Source organism: Coriobacteriia bacterium, assembly GCA_013334745.1.
GTDB lineage: Bacteria > Actinomycetota > Coriobacteriia > Anaerosomatales > JAAXUF01 > JAAXWY01.
Genome location: JAAXWY010000002.1, coordinates 38,770 through 61,047, shown reverse-complemented (window position 1 = coordinate 61,047; position 22,278 = coordinate 38,770). Strand labels below are relative to the sequence as shown.

General features: G+C 64.5%; 20 protein-coding genes. 13 read left to right on the top strand and 7 right to left on the bottom strand.

The window, feature by feature from the left end:
* Window positions 1-175 precede the first annotated feature (175 nt).
* The 3 genes from HGB10_01300 to HGB10_01290 all read left to right on the top strand — a co-directional run bounded on the left by HGB10_01300 (window position 176) and on the right by HGB10_01290 (window position 5,732).
* A complete protein-coding gene (locus tag HGB10_01300; protein NTU70451.1) occupies window positions 176-2,887 on the top strand; it encodes a hypothetical protein in 2,712 nt (903 codons plus the stop codon).
* 361 nt (window positions 2,888-3,248) lie between these two features.
* Window positions 3,249-3,512 carry a hypothetical protein gene (locus HGB10_01295; protein ID NTU70450.1) on the top strand — a complete coding sequence of 88 codons (264 nt, stop codon included), beginning with the start codon at window positions 3,249-3,251 and terminating at the stop codon, window positions 3,510-3,512.
* A gap of 135 nt (window positions 3,513-3,647) precedes the next feature.
* Window positions 3,648-5,732 carry an HD domain-containing protein gene (locus HGB10_01290; GenBank protein ID NTU70449.1) on the top strand — a complete coding sequence of 695 codons (2,085 nt, stop codon included), beginning with the start codon at window positions 3,648-3,650 and terminating at the stop codon, window positions 5,730-5,732.
* Between the two features lie 3 nt (window positions 5,733-5,735).
* On the opposite strand, the gene HGB10_01285 is transcribed toward HGB10_01290, so the two are convergent.
* Window positions 5,736-6,104, bottom strand: coding sequence for a hypothetical protein (locus HGB10_01285; protein NTU70448.1), 369 nt, complete (start codon window positions 6,102-6,104; stop codon window positions 5,736-5,738).
* Between the two features lie 83 nt (window positions 6,105-6,187).
* Window positions 6,188-7,861, bottom strand: coding sequence for an AarF/ABC1/UbiB kinase family protein (locus HGB10_01280; protein ID NTU70447.1), 1,674 nt, complete (start codon window positions 7,859-7,861; stop codon window positions 6,188-6,190).
* A 196-nt stretch (window positions 7,862-8,057) separates the two neighbouring features.
* Here HGB10_01280 and HGB10_01275 point away from each other — a divergent pair, with 196 nt between their 5' ends.
* Window positions 8,058-9,956 carry an APC family permease gene (locus HGB10_01275; GenBank protein ID NTU70446.1) on the top strand — a complete coding sequence of 633 codons (1,899 nt, stop codon included), beginning with the start codon at window positions 8,058-8,060 and terminating at the stop codon, window positions 9,954-9,956.
* Window positions 9,957-10,047: 91 nt separating this feature from the next.
* Here the strand turns inward: HGB10_01275 and HGB10_01270 are convergent, their stop codons facing one another.
* The 3 genes from HGB10_01270 to HGB10_01260 form a co-directional block, all read right to left on the bottom strand.
* Window positions 10,048-11,523: a PQQ-like beta-propeller repeat protein gene (locus HGB10_01270; protein ID NTU70445.1), complete on the bottom strand. Its 1,476-nt coding sequence runs from the start codon at window positions 11,521-11,523 to the stop codon at window positions 10,048-10,050.
* A 65-nt stretch (window positions 11,524-11,588) separates the two neighbouring features.
* Entirely contained in the window at window positions 11,589-12,293 is a 705-nt protein-coding gene (locus HGB10_01265; protein ID NTU70444.1) for a hypothetical protein, read from the bottom strand.
* Between the two features lie 9 nt (window positions 12,294-12,302).
* A complete protein-coding gene (locus HGB10_01260; GenBank protein NTU70443.1) occupies window positions 12,303-12,950 on the bottom strand; it encodes a TrkA family potassium uptake protein in 648 nt (215 codons plus the stop codon).
* Between the two features lie 230 nt (window positions 12,951-13,180).
* Between HGB10_01260 and HGB10_01255 the strand changes: the two genes are divergently transcribed.
* From HGB10_01255 to HGB10_01230, 6 genes are all read left to right on the top strand, one after another.
* Entirely contained in the window at window positions 13,181-13,903 is a 723-nt protein-coding gene (locus HGB10_01255; protein NTU70442.1) for a type 1 glutamine amidotransferase, read from the top strand.
* Entirely contained in the window at window positions 13,900-14,994 is a 1,095-nt protein-coding gene (locus HGB10_01250; protein ID NTU70441.1) for an ATP-binding cassette domain-containing protein, read from the top strand. Before HGB10_01255 ends, HGB10_01250 begins: the two co-directional genes overlap by 4 nt.
* Window positions 14,994-16,229: an ABC-2 transporter permease gene (locus HGB10_01245; GenBank protein ID NTU70440.1), complete on the top strand. Its 1,236-nt coding sequence runs from the start codon at window positions 14,994-14,996 to the stop codon at window positions 16,227-16,229. Before HGB10_01250 ends, HGB10_01245 begins: the two co-directional genes overlap by 1 nt.
* Window positions 16,226-17,431 carry an ABC transporter permease gene (locus tag HGB10_01240; protein NTU70439.1) on the top strand — a complete coding sequence of 402 codons (1,206 nt, stop codon included), beginning with the start codon at window positions 16,226-16,228 and terminating at the stop codon, window positions 17,429-17,431. Before HGB10_01245 ends, HGB10_01240 begins: the two co-directional genes overlap by 4 nt.
* Window positions 17,432-17,517: 86 nt before the next feature.
* Window positions 17,518-18,474 (top strand): EamA family transporter, encoded by a 957-nt coding sequence (locus HGB10_01235; GenBank protein NTU70438.1) that lies wholly within the window; start codon window positions 17,518-17,520, stop codon window positions 18,472-18,474.
* Window positions 18,475-18,617: 143 nt separating this feature from the next.
* Window positions 18,618-19,133 carry an ORF6N domain-containing protein gene (locus HGB10_01230; protein NTU70437.1) on the top strand — a complete coding sequence of 172 codons (516 nt, stop codon included), beginning with the start codon at window positions 18,618-18,620 and terminating at the stop codon, window positions 19,131-19,133.
* Between the two features lie 41 nt (window positions 19,134-19,174).
* Here HGB10_01230 and HGB10_01225 read toward each other — a convergent pair whose 3' ends face one another.
* On the bottom strand, window positions 19,175-19,453 hold the full coding sequence (locus HGB10_01225; protein ID NTU70436.1) for an acylphosphatase: 279 nt from the start codon (window positions 19,451-19,453) through the stop codon (window positions 19,175-19,177).
* 66 nt (window positions 19,454-19,519) lie between these two features.
* Between HGB10_01225 and HGB10_01220 the strand changes: the two genes are divergently transcribed.
* Both HGB10_01220 and HGB10_01215 read left to right on the top strand, forming a co-directional pair.
* Entirely contained in the window at window positions 19,520-19,927 is a 408-nt protein-coding gene (locus HGB10_01220; GenBank protein NTU70435.1) for a tautomerase family protein, read from the top strand.
* Between the two features lie 43 nt (window positions 19,928-19,970).
* On the top strand, window positions 19,971-20,630 hold the full coding sequence (locus tag HGB10_01215; protein ID NTU70434.1) for a hemolysin III family protein: 660 nt from the start codon (window positions 19,971-19,973) through the stop codon (window positions 20,628-20,630).
* Here HGB10_01215 and HGB10_01210 read toward each other — a convergent pair.
* Window positions 20,627-21,364 carry a molybdopterin-dependent oxidoreductase gene (locus HGB10_01210; protein NTU70433.1) on the bottom strand — a complete coding sequence of 246 codons (738 nt, stop codon included), beginning with the start codon at window positions 21,362-21,364 and terminating at the stop codon, window positions 20,627-20,629. The two genes, HGB10_01215 and HGB10_01210, sit on opposite strands and share 4 nt — an antisense overlap.
* Window positions 21,365-21,441: 77 nt before the next feature.
* On the opposite strand from HGB10_01210, the gene HGB10_01205 reads away from it, so the two are divergent.
* Window positions 21,442-22,155: an FAD-dependent oxidoreductase gene (locus HGB10_01205; protein ID NTU70432.1), complete on the top strand. Its 714-nt coding sequence runs from the start codon at window positions 21,442-21,444 to the stop codon at window positions 22,153-22,155.
* Window positions 22,156-22,278: the final 123 nt, after the last annotated feature.

Genomic DNA, 22,278 nt, shown 5'->3' with positions numbered 1-22,278 from the left:
CCAGTGGGATGAAGACCTCCACCTGTCCGGCTGGCTGCCCTCGTCGGCAGCATTCGAGCCAACCTCACAAGCGATCATGGCCGTTGAGACGCTACTCTGTGTAAGGCGTACCCTCCCGCCTCATGCACAGAGTCGCGGGCCCAACCCAGAGGATGACGGGCGAGACATGCCAATCATGGAAGCCATAGGACTCGCAGTCTCGCTTCTCCCGATCATGCTGCCGGGAAAGACGCCCCGAGATGAGGCGCAGGCCAGGATTATCGCTGCTCATGATGCTGCCGTCGCGGAGTTGGCTGCAGGCGAGTCATGGTCCGCGATTCAGCCAGTCGACGAGAGCTTCCTTGCCTGGGAGGAAAACTGGGTTCTCATCGTCGAGGAGGCCCTCAGCCTGCGCACAGATGCACTCACTACAGGTGATCTCAACCTCTCACGGTTCGACAACCGACCGGATGACTCTCCGGAACTCGCGGAAGCCTACCTAGCTGCGTTCCGGGTTGCACAGCGGTATGACCTTCAGCTCAGCACCCTGAGGGAGGCAACCAAGGCTGCTCAAGCGTCCGAGGCACTGGTCACTCTGCATACGACTCCACGCGAGGAAGTACTGCAGGAGCTAGTTCATGGCTCCAATCAGCGCATGACGACACGGTGTATTGCTGCCGGCGTCGAATCAGCCCAAGCCCCAGCGTTCGCCTCGCTACTACTGTCACTCCACGTGAAAGCGGCAGAGCGGCTGGTCCGCTCGGGTTCACTGAAGGTGGTCGTGGCTCCCGTCGGCGCAGGAAAGAGCACGTTCGCAGAGAGCGTGCTGCAGTACACAATCCAACTGGCTTCATCAGATGTTGACCTAGCGCCTGTGTGGCTCGACTCACACACGCTCACCGACGAACCACTCCACACGCAAGTCGGAGAACGCGAGAAGCGCCTCGGAGGCGGAGGAACGGGTGGAACCGTGGTCATCGTCGACGGTCTCGACGAACTCGACCTGTCGCATGCTGAGCGGCTTCTGAACGAAGCACGTGCGTTCAACGCTATCACCGGCAGCACATGCCTGCTGACAACTCGGCCGCTGCCTCTGAATCTCGGCGACGATGAGCGGACCACAATCGAAACGCTGGAGCCGAGCGAAACCTCAGCCTTGGTCTCCAAGGCGGCGAATCGCGAGGTGAGGTCTTGGGAGGTCAATCGATGGCCTCCGAGCATTCGCGAAGCAACCAAGCTCCCGCTGTTCGCTCTGCTGATGGGTCTGTGGCTCAGAGAGAATCCGGCGGTGCCGGCAACAACCGGCGAACTCGTGCAGCATCTGGTTCGTCGAGGCCTTCCCGGCAGCGAGCGTCGGTACTCTGAGGCTGACGAATGGCTCATGCATCTCGCGGTAAGCACCACTGCCTCCGCACGGGCCGTTGCTCCGAGAGACCTGCCGCACACGGGAAACCTTGCCTCACTGACCGACTCTGGACTCGTTGAACAAAGAGACGGCCAGGTTTCGTTTCCGCTAGCGCTTCTCCAAGAATGGTTCGCCGCGAGAGCGATCCTCAAGGGCGCAGTCGATGCCGATGAACTGGCATCGGCCCCAGAGCAGCTCTCCAGGTGGAGGGGCGCCCTCAGAGTGCTCTTGGAGCTCGCCCCCACCGAGTTTGTGGACAACCTCCTGTCAGTGCTCGTGCGGGTCGATCCTGGCCTAGTGGGTGAGCTGCTCGGCGAGAGTGCATCTCCCCTCGCCGACAGAGACCGGGCGACTCCAATGCCTGACGCCGACAAGGCAGGAACGCTGTTGCGCCATGCAATGATCGGATTTCACAAGGGTCTCGGTCCTCTGGGGGACATGCTCGTTCCTGTCGCATCGGATGGCGAAGTGCAAGCTTTGGGCGTGAGTACCGACGGGCCGCGATTGGACTTCGCGTGGCTGGCTGAAAGGCCCGAGAGCGGTGACGTCATAGAGACTAAGCCCGGCGACATTCGTTGGGATGGACCGAGTCGATACCGCTGGACACAGTCGGGATTCCTGTACCCGGGGCCAGCCCCGGCCTGGCCTTGGCGTACGGCGCAGCAGCACGTTCGCAAGCAGATGACGGCGCTTCTCAGAAGCGGGGCCCCATTCCCCGAAGCCGACGAGGTCATGCATGAGGCCATCTGGAACAGTGCGAACGTCGTACTCGGGAGAGGTGCACCGCGTGACGCAATCGGGGTGCAGGCACTCGAAGAACTCATTCAGGCACGATTTGGTGACATCACCGGCTGCCCCTTGGAAGAGATAGTCTTCGCGGGCGCTCCGAAGGGACTAGAGCACCCACTCGCCTTGGTACTGCCCGAAATCGAGCGACTTCGTGCTATTGGCGAAGAGAACTTCGTTCCGCCGTGGCCCCTTCCTGACGTCGACCTCTCCCTCCGTGGGTCTGGTAGTAGCGCTTGGGTCTGGGACTTCTACTCACCCGAGCAACTTAGACGACGAGTCGAGGGAGTCTACGAGGGTGCATTGAGATCCTACGAGCGCCTCGCACAGGGACTGTTCCAGCCACTCGCACGACATCTTAGGACCTGGGCCCTCTCACCGGTTGAACTGGTGTTCTACTTGCACTTTCGGGAGGGCACAGGATGGGAATCGCAACCTGTCGGCATATGGCACCTCGTCCCCCTGCCCGAGGGGGAGGACTCGCGAGTCAGCGTTAGCCTTGTCGATGAGGAGCCCTCGCCCGAAGAGCTTTGGGCCATCCAAGCGGACGCCCGACGTACACGAACGGATCTGATCGAGAGGTCCTCGTCATCGGTTGTCCATACGCTTCTGGACGTATACGGGAAGCGCCCTATCACGGAGCTCTGCTACGAATGGCTGATGAAGGACCTGGCCGAGATTCAATGGTGTGATCGAGGCAGTCCCAACCTGCATTAGGGTCGCTCTGGGGGCTATCATTCGAGAGGCATTACCGAGACACAGACAGGCAGAACGCCGGGACGTGGTTTCTGTAGTTTCTCTTTAGTGAGGCCGCCCTACGGCGTCCTATCACGTACAACGCGAAACCGAGAAACTGCAGTTCAGGGTCTATGACGTCCCATCACGTCCTACCGCCCGGTTCGCTTTGCAAGCCGAGGGTCGAGGGTTCGAGCCCCTTCGTCTCCACCAACGAATATGCAGGCCGGGAACTCACTGAGTTCCCGGCCTGTTGCGTTGCGCATCTGTCTGGCGCTGGACGGCGGTGGGTCGCAGCGCGACGATGGCGACAAACGCCGATGGCACCGTCGGAGGATTCCACATGTCGGACTACACCAGCGAAGACGCGCGTGAGGACCTTGCCCTCCTGCGCGCCGAACACAATCCGGAGGCAGCGCAGCGCATCGCTGCCCACCTCGAAAGCGTCCAGGCCCGGCTGGAGGCCGCAGAGCGCGTCTGCGTCGCTGCCGCTGAGATCGCCGCTCCCACGGTGAAGCGCGATGTGATGCAGCACCGCATGACTCGCTTCCTGCGGACTTTGGCCGAATGGCGAGAAGAGCAGGGAGAGCGGGAGCAGAAGGGGTAACTACACCACTAGGGGCCGTTCCTCTCTCGGGGGTCGCGTTATCGCGAGGAGAGAGTGCGGGGTGGTAGTCGCGTCTGATCGGCGGCTGGAACGACGCCGTTGGCGCGCTCTCATCTCGGCTGCGGGGAGGCAGCAATGGACGCAAGCATCGCGCAAGCGTCATCAGGCGCACCCGTGGCTCATCGACGGGCGCTTTCAACTGCGGGCTTGGTCGTCGCGTTCGGCCTGGTCTACTCTGGCGTCCATCTTCTTCCAGTGGGGGATCAGCTGCGTTCGGCGCTGGAAAGCATCCTGTACCTCGTGCCCGTGCTGATCGCCCTGGTCGCAGCCACAGTAGCGGCCCGACGCACAACGGGTCACCTGCGCAGGGAGTGGACGCTGACGCTCATCGCCGTGCTCATACTCACGGCTGTCGAGTTCAACTGGTCCATCTACGCCGCGTTCATCGACCCAGTGGGACCGCCGGACGGCAGCTTCTTGCTGGAAATGGAACTGGTCGCGTACCTACTCTTCATCCCCGTGGCCCTGTGGTCGGTTCGAGGAGAGGGAGTGACCACCCTGCGCAAGTGGAGCGACGGGCTGGACTTGGGACTCCTGCTCCTCGTGAACACGTTCCTCACCATGGTTCTCGTGGTGAAGACCACGCACGGCACCCTCTACCTGCATGACCTGAGTGAACTCACTGAATTCCTCTCGATCGTCCTCGACCTCGCCCTCGCGTTCTTCCTTCTTGGCTACCGACGACCAACGAAGATTGAACCGCGGACACTTCTCGGAGCGGTATTCGGCCTGTGGGCGATCGGTGATGCGCTGTACTTCGGGACTCTGGGCGTAGGGACGTACGTTTCGGGCGGCACCACCGCCTACGCGATCGATCTGTTCTGGATGGCCGGATGGGGCGTCCTGGCAGCGACGGCGTGGTTGCGCATTTCGCGCCCGGCGGTCGAGTCACTATCCGACGAAGCACAGTACACCGTTCCGTGGGCCCCACTCGTTACTGCACTGCTCACACTTGTCGTCGGTATCCCGTACCTGCTCGCGATCGTCCTCTCGGGTTCGGTCGATCGGTGGGACTACATCTTGGCCGGCTCCGTGTGGCTTGCACTCGCTTCGCTCGTCGCGGCACGCGGAGTGCTGATGCTCGCCGAGAACACCCGCCTAACCGTGGCGCTCGCCGAGGCAGCCGACGTTGCGCATGAGCGAGCGTCGACGAGCGAGGCGCGGTTTCAGACCGTCTTCGCTCAGGCCCCGCTCGGTATTGCGATCATCGAGCCGGCGTCGGGGATGTTCCGCGAGGTCAATCCGGCGTTCTGCAGGATCCTTCACCGCAGCCGAGATGAGCTGTTGACCCTCAGCTTCCGAGACATCACCCACCCGGATGACATCGCCGTGTCCAATCGCAACAACCAGCAGCTGACACAGGGGAAGATCGACTCCTACACCGTCGAGAAGCGCTATCTGCGCAGCGGTGGAGAATCGGTCTGGGTGTCGCTGCGCGTGGTCTCCCTCGTCGAAGGCAACGGCTCGCCTGAACTGCACATCGGAATCATGGAAGACATCACCGACCGGCGTCGTGCGGCCGGTGATCTCATGGAATCTCAGATGGCGACGATTTTCGCGCTCGCGAAGCTCGCTGAGTCCCGGGACGACGAGACCGGACGGCACATCGAGTGCGTTCAAGGTCTGTGCAGGGCGCTCGCGGAGTCGCTACACACCGACATCGCGTTCGCGGATCGGATCGACGACGAGTTCGTGAACATGCTCTTCAATGCCGCCCCGCTGCACGATGTGGGCAAGGTCGGCGTTCCCGATGCGATTCTGCTCAAGCCGGGCAAGCTCACCCCCGAGGAATTCGAGGTCATCAAGAGCCACACGCTCATCGGCGCCGAGACCCTCGCCGCTGTGCAGGGAAGACACCCGACGAACGCCTTCATCCGCATGGGCGCAGACATCGCCCGCTCGCATCACGAGCGGTGGGACGGGACGGGGTATCCGGACGGCCTGGCAGGGGAGCAGATTCCGCTGACGGCCCGGATCATGGCGGTCGCCGACGTGTACGAAGCGTTGCGATCCGTCCGCGTCTACAAGGCCGCCATGTCGCATGACGAAGCGCTGCGCATCATCGTTGAGGGAGCGGGGACTCAATTCGACCCCGCGGTGACAGGGGCTTTCGCTCGGATCGAGGAACGGTTCGAAACGATCTGGGCATCGGCCCAGTAGCGCCTAGCCGGTCAGCCAGGCCAGCGCCTCGGCGCGCTCCTTGAAGATCCGCACGTGGATTCCGCGGTTGCGGCACGTCGTCTCCCAGAACTCGACCTTCTCGGTGGATTCACCGTGGTGCGGCATCAGCACTGCTTCCCGTGCGCCCTCTGTGAGCGCCGGAAGCACCGACTCGGCGAGGAAGTAGAGATCGGCGAGCGAATGCCCGCCCGACAGTTCTGAGCAGTCGCCGAATAGGAGCGAAGTGCCGTTGGTGTGTGCGGCCTCGATCGTCGTCTGAACCGCGAGGGTCAGCTCCTCGGGCGACATGACACCTTCGTAGCGTGTCTCGATGATGCGGCTGTCTGGGTGGTACTCAACGCTCCATGGCATCTGGCACCCCGGTCTTCCGGCCAAAGTGTGTCAATACCCACAACGGTGGAGTTCTAGCAGGTCGCGGTGTTTCTCAGCGGGTGTCAGTCGTCGCGGCTACGGCGCCTGAAGCGACGGAAGATGATCGAGGCGAAGAACCACACACCCACGCCCGCGGCGCACACGATGGCGAACTGCGCGATGAGCTCCATCCACCAGGGCAGATCGGCGCGGGTGAGCAGCGTCGCGAACCCAACCACGAACGCCGCCACGACCAGGGCGAATGCGAGCCTGTCGACAGCCTCCTCGACGCGTGACATCAAGGGGTCGAATCCGGCAGGACGCACCGTCATGCGCAGGTCGCCGTCGCCGACGCGACGCAGTGCGCGCGTGACGCTGTCGGGCAGGTTCTGCAGCGCGCGACCTGCTCGGCGAAGCGTACCCGCGAAGCCCTGAAGCAGCGCCTCGGGCTTCATCTGCTCCTCGACGAGGCGTCGCGCGAATGGCTGCACAGAGTTCACGAAGTGGAACCGTGGGTCGACCGATGTGCCGAGCGCTTGCAGCGTCGCGAATGTCGTAAGCAGCAGCGCGAACTCGCTCGACATCGTCAGGCCACGCTTCCCGATGAGGGACATGACCTCGACGATGAGGGTCTTGCTGTTCACTTCGTGCAGCTCGAGGTCGTAGTACTTGGCGATGAGGGTGGTGACGTCGCGCTGAAGCGCGAGGATGTCGATGTCGGCCGAACCGCCGCTGACCTCGAGCAGGATGTCGGTCGCGAGCTGGCCGTCCTGCTCGATGATCGCGATGAGCAGGTCGGCGACCTGCCGTCTGGCGTGGTCGCTCAGGCTGCCACACCGGCCGAAGTCGGTGAACGCGACGCGCCCGTCAGCCATCGCGAAGAGGTTGCCGGGATGCGGATCGGCGTGGAAGAAGCCGTGCATGAAGATCTGCTCGTAGTAGCAGACGATGCCCTTGCGGGCGGCAGCTTGGCGATCGACCTTCTGGCGGTCGAGTTCGTCGAGGCGGTTGAACGGGATGCCTTCGATGCGCTCGAGGGTGAGGACCGTGGGCGTCGTGCGCTCCCAGTAGACGGCGGGGAAGTGTACATCCGGGTCGTCGGCGAACGCGGTCGCGAGACGCTCGCAGTTCTCGGCCTCGTTCAAGTAGTCGCACTCCTCGCGGATTGCGCGTGAGAACTCGTCGACAAGGCCGACAAGGTCGTACCTTTGCCCCAAGTCGGTGCGTCCCTGAACGCGGCGCGCCTGGGTGCGCAGGATGTCGAGGTCAGCCTCGATCACTTCGTGGATGCTGGGGCGCTGCACCTTGACCGCCACCGGCGTGCCGTCGAGCAACACCGCCATGTGCACCTGGCCGATGCTCGCCGCCGCCGCAGGGACCTCGTCGAACTCGGTGAACGACTCTTCGAGCGGCCCGCCGAAGGACGTCTCGATCTCAGCCTTGACCTGCTCGAACGGGAACGGCTCCATCGTGTCCTGCAGTCGGGCGAGCTCATCGGCGAATGATGCCGGAATGAGGTCGGGGCGCACGGACAGCATCTGGCCGATCTTCGCGAACGTGGGTCCGAGCCGCTCCATCGCACGGCGCAGGCGCTGCTCCGGGGTCAGCTCGGCCTCGGCGCCCTTCGCGCGGTCGCCGCGAAGCGATGCGAGCCACGGCGCGTGCAGTCCGAGTTGGCTCGCGAGGGTCGCGAACCCCTCGTCGAGCAGGACGGTGACGATTCTGCGGTAGCGTTCGCTACGAGTCATGGCGGGCATGGGCGGTCTCCTCGGTGCGGAACGGGCGCCGTTGTGCGGTAACGCATGCACTAGGGTATACCCGAGACAAGCACATTCGGGGTTCCGCAGGACCATCGCGCACACTATCCTGTGCAGATATGGTTTCGGTCAGGGGTGTGGGATGCGCTCCGGATACGCGCTAGCCGGCGCGGTGTAGTGAGGGGTCGTGCTCGACATGCCCAGTAGGTTCAAGAACCTGTTCCTCGGCGATGCGCTCCACAACGAGGAGTCCGGTCATCAGCGCCTTTCGAACCCGATCGCGCTGGCGGTGTTCTCAAGCGACGCACTTTCTTCGACCGCGTACGCCACCGGCGAGATTCTGCTCGTTCTGGCCGTGGCCGGTGCAAGTCGCCTGTGGCTGACGTGGCCGATCGCCATCGCCATCGGCGTGCTGCTCGTCATCGTGGTCACCTCGTACCGGCAGACGATCAAGGCGTACCCGCAGGGCGGCGGCTCGTATCGGGTGGCAAGCGACAACCTCGGCACCAACGCCGGTCTCGTTGCCGGAGCCTCATTGCTGGTCGACTACATACTGACCGTGGCGGTGTCGGTGTCGGCGGGCACGGCCGCGGTCACGTCCGCGATCCCCGCGGCATCGCCGTATCGAATCGAGATAGCGCTTGCGTTCGTCGCCCTTCTCGCGGTCGCCAACCTGCGGGGTGTCAAGGAGTCCGGCGGCCTGTTCGCGGTGCCGACGTACGGCTTCATCGCCCTCATGGTGGTGACCATCGTCGTGGGCTTCTTCCGCTACACCACCGGAGGCGCCGAGGCGATCATGGTGCCCCAGCACGAGATCATCGAAGCGACGGCGCCCCTGACGATCATGCTCGTCCTCAAGGCGTTCGCCTCGGGGTGTGCGGCGATGACAGGAGTCGAAGCGATCGCTGATGGCGTCGCGGTGTTCCGTGAGCCCACGGCGAAGAACGCGCGCATCACCATCACCTGGATGGCCGGCATCCTACTGTTCATGTTCCTCGGGCTGTCGTGGCTTGCCGTTCACGCCATGGTCCAGCCCACCGAGGAGACCGTCATCAGCCAGCTGTCCCGGCAGTTCTTCGGCACGGGGCCGCTGTACTTCGTGATCTCCGCCTTCACTGCGGCAATCCTCGTGGTCGCCGCCAACACCGCGTACGCCGACTTCCCGCGCCTCGCGTCGTTCATGGCTGCCGATAGCTTCCTGCCGCACCAGCTGCGCGACCTGGGTCACCGACTCGTCTTCAGCAACGGCATCATCATGCTGACGGCCGCTGCGGCCGGACTCATCATCGGCTTCGGTGGCCAGACGAGCCGCCTTATCCCGCTCTACGCGCTTGGCGTGTTCACGTCGTTCACGCTCTCGCAGGCGGGTATGGTCGTCCGCTGGATGAAGAGCAAAGAGCCCGGTTGGCAGATCAGTACCGCCATCAACGGATTCGGCGCAACCATCACCGCGATCGTTCTCGGCGTGGTCACCGTCACCAAGTTCCGCGACGGTGCGTGGGTCGTCGTGTTGCTCATCCCGACGATGATCGTCGCGTTCCTCTGGGTGCGCCGCCAGTACGAGCGCGTCTCGGCGGAACTCGCGATACAACCCGACGAGCTCGCCGACCTCAACTATCAGGCTTACAACCGGCTTCACAACCACGTGGTCGTACTCGTGAAGAACATCGATCGCCGACTGATCCGCGCGCTGCAGTACGCCAAGTCGCTTCGTGCCGAGGAGGTCGAGGCGCTCTTCGTCGATTCGTCAGGCGGCGAGCAGGTCGAGTCGATGCGCCAGCGCTGGAACCAGGCAGGATTCGGCATCAAGCTCATCGTCGTCGAGTCGCCGTACCGCGAGGTCATCTCGCCGGTCATCGAGCACGTGCGCTCGTTGCCTCGACGCACGAAGGACGACGTCATCACGGTGATCATCCCGGAGTACGCGCCGATGAACGCCGCCGACGCGATGCTTCACGACCAGACGTCGTTCTGGATCAAGCAGCAACTGTTCGGCGAAGAAGGCGTCATCGTCGCCGACGTTCCGTACCATCCCAGCTTCGACGAGATTCGCGAGAAGCGGGCGGACGGCGTCGAGACAGGTCCGACCGCATAGCAGTGGGCGGCGGGCCTGCGGGTCGCAGCCACACGTACGAAGGGCCGGTGCGCGCACTCGCACCGGCCCTTCTTGCATACCGTGTCCCTGGCTACTTCTCCATCGCGCGCAGGTACTGGTCCTGGCTGCCGAAGTAGACCGTGCCGTTGCGGCCGATCGCCGCTGACGAGCGGATCTGGTCATTGGTGTGCTTGTGCCACATCACGGTGCCGGTCGGGCGCAAGCCGTAGAGGGTGCCGTTGTATGTGCCGATGTAGATATGGCCGTAGCAGTCGACGGCAGGGCTCGCCCACATGCCCGCATCGAGCGTGCGCGTCCACTTCACAGAGCCGGTTGCGGGTCGCAGAGCGATGACCGAGCCGGTCTCTCCGTCGTAGAAGCCCCGGCCGCAGTACACGGTGCCATCGGCGCCGATCGCCGGAGACGAGATGCCGGCGCCGCTCATCGCGTGCCTCCACTTGAGTGTGCCGGTGCTCCTGACGGCGTAGATCCCGCGGGAGGCGTCATCGTAGGTGCCGGACGCGACGTAGACGGTCCCGTCAGAGCCGACCGCGGGAGAAGACCGGATCTCACCGGCGGTCAGGTACCACCACTTGAAGCTGAGGTCGGGGTTGAGCGCGTAGAGGTAGCCGTCCGATGAGCCCACGTACACAGTCCCGTCCGAGCCGAGCGCAGGCGATGATCGAACCGCGCCGCCGGTGGGGTGGGGGCTGTAGACCTGGGCGCCCGTGGTAAGCAGATGTGCTCGGATGTAGTTGTCGTCGGTGCCGAAGTAGACCACTCCCAGAGAGCCGATCACCGGAGATGAGGCGATCGCCGGGTTTCCGCTGATGGTGTGCTGCCAGTCCTTGACACCGCTGGCGGTCACCGCGTACAACGTGCCGTTCTCGGTGCCGAAGACGATGCTGCCATCACCTGCGACTGCAGGTGAGCCGCTCACGGCGCCGTCTGCAGGGAACCACCACTTGAGCGTGCCGTTGGGATTGAGCGCACACAGGCGACCGTCCGCCGTGCCGATGTAGATCGTCCCGTCGTTGCCGATTGCCGGTGACGACTGGATGTCCGCACCTATGTTGTAGCGCCAGTCCATGTCCGAGACGGTAGGTCCGGCCCAAGCGACCCGACCCGTATGGCTCTTGCTCGACCGGAACATGCTCCACATACGACCCGCGCTGAACGTGCGGTAGGTCCCATGCAGCGTGGAGGTGTCGAGAAACTTGAGCCGATAGACGTTCGTCGTCGTCAGATTGAAGGCGAAACTGCCCGAGGAGCTGGTCTTGATCCGCCCCACGTAGACCCATCCGCCGACGCCATTGCCTTTGTACAACTTCACGTAGCGCGAGCCCAAGGCATGCCACGAGCCACTGTAGTACTGCTGCAGCGTGCCGTGGCCGATCACCGATGAGCCGGTGAACAGATACGTCGATGAGATTCCGCTGACGCGCGTCGGACGCTTCGCGAATGCAGGCGCGGCCGCGCCAAGAACTACGACCGCCACCGCCAACAGAACCACCAAGCGAATCGCTGTACGAACCGCGGGGCGGCTACACGATGAGTTCCGAGTCATGGGGTCCCCCTTCCCATGGGCAACAGAAAACACTCCTACTTGGAGTATATTCCCGCGCCGAAACGCTACTCGGAATCGGCCACGTAGCCTTCCGGTCGCTTGGCCGACACGGCGATGCCGAGCGCTTCTCGGACCTCGTTCTCATGTCCGCCATCGGAGAACATGAGCAGCTCATCGCCGGGAGCGAGCACGGTGTCGCCCTTGGCGACCGACAGCCCGGTCTCGGGGTTGATGATCGCCATGACGTGCGAGTTCTCGGGCAGCTTGATCTCTGCGAGCGTCTTGCCGACGGCCGTTGCGTACTCGGGCAGCGTGATCTCCTCGATGGAGACGTTGTCGGCCTGGAGACGCAGCAGCGTGACGAGGTCGCCGAAGCCGACCTCCTTCTCGACGAGCGACAGCATCATCGAGCTTGAGGAGACCGGCACGTCGACGCCGAAGTCCTTGTCGAAGAGCCACTCGTTCTTGGGGTGATTGATGCGGGCGAAGACCTTGCCTGCGCCGAAGTGCTTGGAGAGCATCGACACGACGAGGTTGTCCTCATCGTCGCCTGTCACCGAGATGACCAGGTCGGCATCGCCGATCTTGGCGTGCTCAAGAACCTCGGGCTCGCATGCATCACCGTGGATGACGGTGATGTCGGGCATCATCGACTCGACGACCTCGGAGCGGTCGAAGCGAGCCTCGAGCAGGGTGACGTCGTGCTCCTTGCGGAGCTGCTGGGCGAGATAGAGTCCGGACTTGCCGGCTCCTACGATTGCGATACGCACGGTGGCCTCCTACTCGCCGGCCAGGAGCTTCGAGAGCTCCGGGGCGTAGGCGCGGTCGACAGCAAGGAACATGTGGTCACCGAGCTTGATCTCGTCGATATCGGCGAGCATGGTCGCCTTCCCGTCACGCTCGACGGCCACGATCGAGAGCACGCGAGGCAGCTCGATATCGAGTACGCGCTTCCCGGCGATTGCCGGCGTCACCTCGGAGTCGAGGATGACGACTTCGCCTTGGCCGAACGCGAACTCACTCGGCGCGTCGGGGTCGGTGAGCATGGCAAGCAGGCGAGAGCTGGACCACTGGACCGCCGAGACGGTCGGGATGCCGAACTGCTCGTAGATGACCGCGCGCTTGGGGTCGAAGATGCGGGCGACCACGAGCGGCACGCGGAAGCGCTCACGGGCGACACGCGCAGCGATGATATTGCTGTTGTCACCGCTCGTGCATGCGGCGAACGCATCGGCCTTCTCGATGCCGGCCTTGATGAGCGTGTCGCGGTCGAAGACCTCGCCGGACAGCTTGCGTCCGTTGATGCCCTCGAACTCCTCGAACACGTCGGGATTTCGGTCTACGACGGCCACGGTGTGGCCTTGGCGCTCAAGTTCATGGGCGAGGTAGCGGCCTACTCGGCCGTACCCTCCGATGACGACGTGCATGTCCAGGCTCCCTCGTTTGGCACGCACCCGGGCCGACCCGGGCGAGCGTGCATCGCACAATCCTAGTACCCGCACACGGCGACCAGCAACAGAAATCGCGCCAGTGGCGACAATGAGGCACAACAATTCAGCCGTTCGCCGACGCAGAGGCGCACGTTGGCGTTGCGCCTCCGCCGCGTGGTGTGCGGCGTCAGGTAGTATCGTCTCAACCTGTCGCACGGGGAGCGACCATGCATATCGAAGTGATCCAACACGTACCGTTCGAAGGTCCGGCGCTTATCGGGGAGTGGGCGGCCGAGTGTGGCCATTCGATCTCGATCTCGCAGTCCATCACCGAGGAGTACCCGCCGCTTTCCGAGGTCGACCTGCTCGTCGTGATGGGTGGTCCCATGGACGCCGATGACGACGATGCATCGCCGTGGCTCGTCGCCGAGAAGCGCTACATCGCCGACGCGATTGCAGCGGGCAAAGCCGTGCTCGGCATCTGTCTGGGCGCGCAGATCATCGCCGAGGTGCTCGGCGGACGCGTGGTGCGTGGCGAGGCGCGCGAGATCGGCTGGTTCTCGGTGATGCCCACGGCCGCGAGCCTGGGTGAGACGCTGTTCAGCCGATGGCCGGATGAGGTCGTCGTCGGGCACTGGCACGGCGACACGTTCGAGTTGCCGCTGGGGATGGAGCCGGTGCTCTCAAGCGAGTTCACGCGCAATCAGGCGTTCGTCTACGACGGGCGCGTGGTAGGGCTGCAGTTCCACATCGAGTGGGACGAGGCGACCGTCGACGGCCTGCTCGACGCCTGCATCACCGACTTCTCGGACGGCGGCGAATGGGTCGCCGATTCGGGCGAGTTCCTCGAGGCCGCACCCGCGCACATCGCCGAGTGTCGGGAGCTGCTGTTCGAGTTCCTCGACGGCCTGGAGGGCGCGGTTGAGCGCGGCGAAGGAGGCGTGCGATGAGCGCGGAGCAGGAATCGGTCGCGTTCGAGACTGCGGGTCTTGAGCGACCGCCCATCGTCGAGGTTCGCGGCTTGGTGAAGCGCTACGGTGACTTCACGGCTGTTGACGGCGTCAGTTTCGAGATCGCCGAGAACTCGTGTTTCGGACTGCTCGGCCCCAACGGTGCGGGAAAGACCACCACCATCTCGATGCTCTCGTGCCTTATCGCACCCGATGAGGGTGACATCCTCGTGGACGGCCACTCGGTGCGTACCGACTCACACGGCGTGCGCCGCGTGCTCGGAATCGTGCCACAGGAGATCGCGTTGTACCCCACGCTCACGGCCGCCGAGAACCTGCGGTTCTGGGGCAAGATGTACGGGCTGTCGGGCAAGGCACTCGCGGATGCCGTCGAGTACGGCCTCATGATGGCCGGCCTAGAGGACCGCGCGAAGGACCGCGTCGAGACCTTCTCGGGAGGCATGAAGCGGCGCATCAACATCGCCGCCGGGATCCTGCATCGGCCGCGCGTGCTGCTCATGGACGAGCCGACGGTGGGCATCGATCCGCAGAGCCGCAACCACATCCTCGATACCGTGCGCGAGCTCAACCGAGCCGGCATGACGGTGCTCTACACCAGCCACTACATGGAGGAAGTCGAAGCGCTCTGCGATGACATCGCCATCGTCGACCACGGCAAGGTCATCGCGACCGGCTCGCAGGAGGAGTTGCGAGCGCTCGTGGGCGACGAGGACCGGATTCGCGTGAAGGTGGGCGACGCGCTCGATTCGCCCGGCGACGACGCGAGCGAGGCGGAAGCTGCAGTCGAGAACGCGAAGGGCCCGCAGCCCGACCCGGCAGACGACGAGCCGATTCCGCCCGCGCCCGAGGTCGAGGCCGCGCTCGCCGCGCTGCGTGCGCTTCCCGGCGTCTCGCGCGCCGATGCCCTCGCCGGTGCGATCGAAGTGCTGGCGCCTGACGCCGCCGGGGTGCTCGGCGACGTGGTGAGCGCGATTGTCGAAGCGGGCGCCGACATCCGGGCGATCGAGATCGTCGAGCCCGACCTCGAATCGGTCTTCCTGCATCTCACCGGCCGGGGCCTGCGAGACTGATGCGCCGCGCGTTCGACATCGCACAGAAGGACCTCATCGTGTGGATGAGGGATCCCACCGCGCTGGGCATCCTGCTCGGCATGCCGGCGCTGCTCATCGTCATCCTGGGTGCGGCGCTGGGCGGCATCATGTCCGGCAGCGGGCGCATCCCGGTCGCGATCGTCAACCTCGACAGCCGGCCCTATGCGATCGTCAAGGACCAGGCCGCCGAGCTCGAAGCATCGCTTACCGACGAGAAGCGCATCAAGGCGCTGTTCACGATGGAGCGCACGCGCGATCTGGCCGGGGTCGAGCACCGCGTCGCCAACGGGGATCTGGCCGCTGCGCTCGTCATCCCCGAGGGCTTCAGCAACACCCTCGGGCAGGGGACGATCAAGCTTGACGTGCTCGTAGATCCCGGCTCGACGGTCTCGGCGGGTATCTGGGAGAGCATCGTGCGTTCCGTGGCGGTGAGGTACTCGGCGGTCGTGGTCGTCGTGCGTACGACGATGGAGGCGGTGCAGCGCGCCAACTCGCCGGCGCTCGCCAAGGCCGGCGGAGCGGGCGCCGTAGTCGGGTTCGCAATCACCGAGGGGTCGCGCGACGACGTCTTCGATGCCGTGAAGGTGACCGACACGGTCTCCGGCGGCACCAACAAGGTCGGGGCGATCGACTACTACGCGCTGTCGATGACGGCGATGTTCCTCATGTTCGCTGCGATGTTCGGCGCAATGTCGACCGTCCGAGAACGCACCGAGCAGACGATGGCACGCATGCTCGCGTCGCCCACGGCTCGCGAGTCGATCGTGGGCGGCAAGATGCTGGGCGTATTCATCCTCGGCATCACGCAGTTCGCGGTGTTGTTCCTGTTCACCAAGTACCTGCTCAACGTGTGGTGGGGTCAGAGCACGCTGGCAATCGTCATGGTCGCGGTGGCCGAGGTCGCCGCGGTGACCGGCCTTGCGACGGGGATCAGCGCCATCGCCAAGACGCAGCGGGCCATCGGCGGGATCGCACCCCTGTTCATCCAGATCCAGGCGGCTATCGGCGGCGCGTTCTTCCAGCTCGACGCGTTGCCCGAGTGGATCCAGCCCATCAAGTACTTCTCGCTCGTGGGCTGGGCGCTCGAGGGGTGGCGTGCTGTGCAGGTCCAGGGAGCGGGTCTCGCAGGTGTCATGGCGCCGGTGATCGCGCTGTGGTGCTTCGCGATCGCGTTCTTCGCGTTCGGCGTGTGGCGCATGAGGGCCGAGCAGTGAGGCGCGTCTTCGCGATAGCCGGCCTCAACCTCACGCAGCTCTTCCGCGACCGCTCGGAGCTGATCGGCACGCTCGCGTTGCCGCTACTGCTGACGTGGGTGTTCGGCTCGGCGTTCGGGTCGGGCTCGGCGGCTCGGCTCGTGGTGCCCGTCGCCGACATGGACCGCAGCATCTACGCCGAGGCGATCGTCTCGGCGGTCGAGGAGCCGGAAGGCTTCACCGTCGAGAAGGTCACACCCGCCGAGGCGTACAGGCGTGTGCGCGAGGGCGATGCGCCGGTCGCGATCGTCATCGAGCGCGGCTTCGGCGAGGACGTCGAGCACAACCGCGGCGCGAAGGTCGAGACCGTGCGCGATCCCGGGTCGACCGAAGCCCAGGCGGTCGTCGAGCTCGTCACCGGTGCGGGCAACCGCATCGCGGCCGACGCGAAGGCCGCGCGCGTCACGGCGACTGTGCTCGCCAACGGCAACGGTGGCATCTACCCCAGCAACGCTCCTGACTTCCGCGACCTGTACGCCGAAGCGGATCGCTTCTGGGACCCTGATCCGCCAGTGGGTATCGTCACCACCACGATGAGCGCGTCCAAGACACGGGCCTCGGAGCTCAACGCGAATGCGAACACGCAGTACTCGCTTGGGTTCACGGTGTTCTTCGTGCTCATGGTGTCGCTATCCGGTGCCGGCGGTATCGTCGAGGAGCGCGAGCTTGGTACGCTACGCCGCCTGCTCGCCACCCCGTCCTCGCGCGGACAGATCATCGGCGGCAAGGTGCTTGGAGTCGCGAGCATCGGCGCGTTCGAGGCCGCCGTCCTCGTCGGGTTCGGCGCGCTGCTCTTTGGGGTGCCGTGGGGCAACTCGCCGCTGGCGGTCACGCTGACGTTGGGAGCCCTGGTGCTGGCGGCCACGGGCCTCGGCATCATGCTCTCGGCGCTCGTGAAGACGCGTAGTCAACTCAGCGCGCTCGTTCCGGTGGTGAGCACCGCGATGGCGATGGTGGGCGGCTGCTACTGGCCGGTGGAGATCACGCCCCCGTTCATGCAGAAGACCGCGCTGCTGCTCCCGACCGGTCAGGCGATGGTGGCGCTCAAGAACACAGTCTCTCGCGGGATGGGCATCGAAGCCGTCATCGTGCCGGTCGCTGCGCTGCTGGTCATGGCGACCGTCTTCTTCGTGGTGGGTCTGTCTCGGCTCAAACTCGAGTAGGGCGCGATTCGGGAAGAACCGCCGCCGACCGCTGGGGTAGGATTGCGGGGTTGTCGCGCACCCACCCGAGAGCAGGTCCCAACCGCATGACCGAATGGAAGCGCGAACCGAAGACCTGGGCTGCGATCGCCATCACCCTCGTGCTGTGGGCGTCCGCGTTCGCGGGCATCAAGGCGGGGATGCGGCTGACGGCTGACGGTTTGCCAGGCCCCGACGGCTTCGGCCCCGGTCAGGTCGCGCTGCTGCGCTTCGGGGTCGCCTCGCTGGTGTTGGCCGGCTATGCCGTACTGACGCGGATGTCGCTTCCCGCCGGGAAGGACCTGCCGCGCATCTTCATCTCCGGATTCCTCGGCATCAGCATCTACCACGTGGCGCTCAACTTCGGCGAGTTGCGGGTGAGCGCGGGCGCGGCGTCGCTGCTCATCGCGGCGGGCCCCGTCTTCACCGCGATCATGTCGGTGGTGTTCCTGCGCGAGCACATCACCCTCGCCGGCTGGGTGGGCATCGGCACCGCGTTCGCCGGCGTCGCGCTCATCGCGGTAGGTGAGGGTGGCGGGCTGCACTTCGAGGCGGCATCGCTGCTGATATTGCTTGCGGCGCTCACGACGTCGGCGTACTTCATCGTGTCGAAGCGAGGGCTGGCGATGTACTCGGCGCTGCAGTGGACCGCGTACACGATCTGGGCCGGCACGCTCCCCATGCTCATCTTCGCGCCGGGGCTCATTCGCCAGTGGCCTGGAGCCGCGCCCTCGGCAATCCTCTCGGTGGTGTACCTGGGCGTGTTCCCGGCCGCCATCGCCTACGTGCTTTGGAGCTACGCGCTATCGCGGATGCCGGCATCGAGCCTCACGGTGTTTCTCAACGTGTCGTCGGTGATCGCGGTGCTCATCGCATGGATATGGCTGGGGGAGGTGCCCGCGCTGCTCACCATCATCGGCGGCGCCATCGCGATCGCGGGTGTTGTGATCGTGCAGACGAAGGGCCAGCCCAAGGCGGTCGTGGGAGAGATCGCGGCCAATCCGGTGGAGGCATCGGAGGCGTAAGGGCGTTCACTTCGCGTGAGTGGAACTTGATGTGCCAATCTGGCACATCAAGTTGACCGATAGCCCGCGGTAGCAAACCGAGCGTAGATTCCGGTTGGGTTCTTGGAAGAGCGACATGCGAGTGTCTCCATGGAGGTGGGCGCATGGATTCGGACGTGCTGTCAGTTGGCGATGTTGAGCTTCTGATTCATGAGGTTCGGGGCATCAGAATCATCTTGGACGAGGATATCGCTGCGCTCTACGAGGTTGAAACACGACAACTCGTGCGGGCAGTTCAGCGCAATGTGGCTCGCTTTCCTGACGATTTCATGTTCCGTCTCTCACAAGACGAGTTCGACGAGCTGCGGACGGCGCTCGGTCGGACGGGACAACATGGCGGCAGACGCAAAGCACCGTATGCTTTCACTGAACACGGCGTCGCGATGCTGTCAGGCGTTCTACGGAGCGATCGCGCTATCCAAGCCAATGTCTTGGTAGTTCGTGCGTTCGTGCGGATGCGAACCGTGATCCTCGCTCACAGGGAGCTGGTTGCTCGAATCGATGAGCTTGAGAATCGCTACGACACGCAGTTCAGTATCGTCTTCGATGCCATCCGGCAGTTGATGCTCCCGCCTGCTCCAGCACGCAACACCATTGGCTTCACACCGCCCGATGACTAGTCGATGTTGTGCGTCGACTTAGCTCAGGTTGCACTCAGTCTCTAGCGCCTGATCTCGAACCCCGCCAGCCCCTCGGGCTCCTCGGGGAACTCCACGAGCGCAGTCACGACTGCATGCTCGGGGCCGCGGTGTGCCCATTCGATGGCCCGCGCCACCGCGAGCGCCTCACCTTCGAACACCGCCTCGACTCGGCTGCCGCCAGGCAGATTCCTGACCCACCCCTCGACGCCGAACTCCTCGGCCATCCTGCGCGTCGATTCGCGGAACCACACACCCTGCACGCGGCCTTCGATGACCACGCGATATCGCACTCGTTCCATGAACGGGCTCCCAAAAACCGACTGACGGGTATAGCATTTGAAATCCTACAACGCGAAGGAGCGACCGTGCCGTTCGTACGCATCGATATCCAGTCCGGCAAGTCGACCGCGTACAAGCGCGCGCTGCTCCACGGCGTACGCGGTGCTCTCGTGCTCGCGCTCGACGTGCCCGACGGGCGCATCATGCAGCGCCTGATCGAGACGCCCGCCGAAGACATCGACGCCGGCGCCGACCGCGGCGACTCGCTCACCATCATCGACATCTCGATGCTTCCTGGTCGCGGAGCCGACCTCAAGGGCAGGCTCTACGAGTCGATCGTGGGAAACCTCGCCGCCGACCCCGGCATTCATGCCAAGGACATCATGGTCGTCGTTCACGACCCTTCGGCCGAGTGCTTCGCAGTCGGCGGCGTCATGCAGTGCACGATCGCGCCCGCCGACGTCGCTGCCGACGATGATGACGAAGACGCCTGACATGACTGACGCCTCAGCACCCACACCCGTCGTGCACGCGCCGATGGGAAGCTCGATCAAGCGGCCGTACACGCTTGGTGAAGAGATCGCCAACAGCGTGATCCACGGCATCGGCGCCGTGCTCTCGATCGCTGCGCTCACGATGCTGCTCGTGTTCGCGGGTTGGGCTCAGAACGGCTGGGCGATCGCGAGCGCGCTCGTGTACGGCATCGCCCTCGTGCTCGAGTACACGGCCTCCACGCTGTATCACGCGTTCCCGCAGCCCAACGTGAAGCACCTCTTCAAGATATTCGACCACTGCGGCATCTACCTGCTCATAGCGGGCAGCTACACGCCGTTTTGCCTCATGACGCTGCGCGGCAGCGGCGGGTTGTGGATGTTCGCGTTCATCTGGACGTTCGCGGTAGTCGGCATCGCCGCCGAGGCGTTCTGGCCGTATCGTCCGCGCTGGCTCTCGGCCGCGGTGTACCTGGGCATGGGCTGGGCCGTCATCTTCACGATCAAGCCGCTCATCGCCGCACTCGAGCCCGCCGGTCTGTGGCTGCTCATCGCCGGCGGTCTGTGCTACACGGTCGGCACGATCTTCTACGTGCTCAAGAAGGTGCGCTACATGCACGCCATCTGGCACGTGTGGGTGCTTGCCGGCAGCATCTGCCACTTCCTCGCGGTGCTGCTCTACGTGATCATCCCGAGCGGCCTCTAGTCTTTGCCGGGTAGCACGGCGTCGTTGTCGTAGCCGCGCTTCTCCCAGTAGCCGAGGTACTTCGCGTCGCTCGACAGCTCGATGCGCTCGACCCACTTCGCCCACTTGTAGCCGAACCGGTCCTCGGCAAGTACCTGGAACGGGAACCCGCGCTCGGGCGGCATCTCGACACCGTTCATGCGATAGCCGAGCAGGATGTTGCGTCGACGCACGTAGTCGAGCGGCAGCGAACTCGTGTAGCCGTCCACGCAGTGAAACACCACCACCGTCGCTTCCGATGACGCTCCGCCGGCCCGCTCTATCAGGTCGATGAGCGGGATGCCGTCCCACAGATAGGTCATCGTCCAGCCCTCGACGCAGTGCAGCTCGATGACGCGCTTGGTCGGCGTCATCGACGTCACATCGCTGTACGACAGCGACACGGGACGTCCGACCAGCCCGTCGATCGTGAGCTGGTACGTCTTCGGGTCGACACTCTGCGGTCCCTTGATCGAGTTCTCGGGTTCATCGGCGACCGAGGAGAGCTTCTGACCCTTGTACTCGCGAACTTCGACCTTCGTGTATGCGGGGACAGGGTCGTCACCCGAGGCGGTACCGCCGCTTCCCGCGGGGCTCGGGAAGTTGGAGGTGCAGCCGGTCGCCAGAAGCGCCATGACGACGCCGACTCCCGCGAGCAACGCTCCGGTGCCGGGGCGGACGATTCGCATTCGTCTTGGTTGCGGTACTCCTGACATCAGATCTCCCTTGGTCTGCCGAGCACGCGCTCGCGTAGGGTATGTTCCCTTCATTCGATAACAATGAGAGGTGTTCCGTGCCAGCACGATTCGAAGTCGAGCTTCTGGAGCGTTGTCTGTGTGGTGCCGAGATTCTCACGTGCCGATTCTCCCGGCCTGCTGAATACGCGTTCCGAGCAGGGCAGTGGTTCAGGTTGTTCCTGCATACGCCCGATGACGAGATCGCCGAGACGTTCTCGCACTGCTCGGCACCGTTCGACGATGAGATCGTGATGACGACGCGCCTGTCCGGCTCGGTCTTCAAGAACGTGCTCGATGGCCTCGAGGTTGGCGACCGGGTCGAGATCTCCGCATCCGGCGGACGGCTTTCGCTTCCCGAGGGAGCGCAACGGCTGTGCTTTCTGGCGGGAGGGGTGGGCATCACTCCGGTTCGCTCGCTTCTGCGCGCGGCCACCCACGAGGGGCGGGCGTTCGACGACGCCGTGCTCATCTACGGCAACCGAGACGAGAGCTGCGCTCCGTTCGCCGAGGAGTTCAAGGCCATGCAATCAGCAGGGGTGCGCTTGGTGCTGTGCTACGAGCGCCCGAGCGACGACTGGACGGGCGAGCGTGGGTTCATCACCGCCGAGACCGTGCGCCGGCACCTGGAGCCGGTGGAGGGATGCGGCTTCCTGATCGCAGGGCCGCCGGTGATGGTCGAGGCGATGGAGCGAGTGCTCGATGAGCTCGGCGTGCCGGGCGAAGCGCGTACGGTCGAGCACTTCGGTGCGGCGCTCCGGCCAGCCGGATAGCGGAAATCGCAGTGTGACGGTGCGCACCGCTTTGAGCCCGAATTTGCACCCCTATCTGCTGCTTAATCCCTGCTCATGACCGCTTGGCTCGAATCGGCGCCCGTTTAGCCCCGTGTCGTGGCT